The organism is Psychrobacter sp. S1-30-MNA-CIBAN-0213, assembly GCF_040309845.1.
GTDB lineage: Bacteria > Pseudomonadota > Gammaproteobacteria > Pseudomonadales > Moraxellaceae > Psychrobacter.
In genome coordinates, this window is record NZ_JBEOPE010000129.1 from 1 (window position 1) to 251 (window position 251).

Consider the following 251-nt stretch of genomic DNA (forward strand, 5'->3'; position numbering starts at 1 on the left):
GCTGTAGCGTCATAGGTAGCACCTGGTTTGCTGAGCGTCGCAGAAGGGTATATCTCAACCTTTAAGCGACCTTTTGAATCTGCTTCAATTTTCTTTGCCCATGGCTCTAACGCTTCGGTGTTTATATTGTCAGTGGCAGTCATGAAATGCGAGAACCGCAATGTTGTCACTTCACCTGCATCTGTAGACGCGCCTCCTGCTTGGTCGTTATTGGAGCAACCAGTCATCGCAATCGAGGCGGCTAAGAATAT

General features: G+C 48.2%; 1 pseudogene. It reads right to left on the reverse strand.

What is annotated here, in order from left to right:
* A pseudogene (locus AAEY87_RS14215) lies at positions 1–251 on the reverse strand (TRAP transporter substrate-binding protein); the annotation flags it as partial.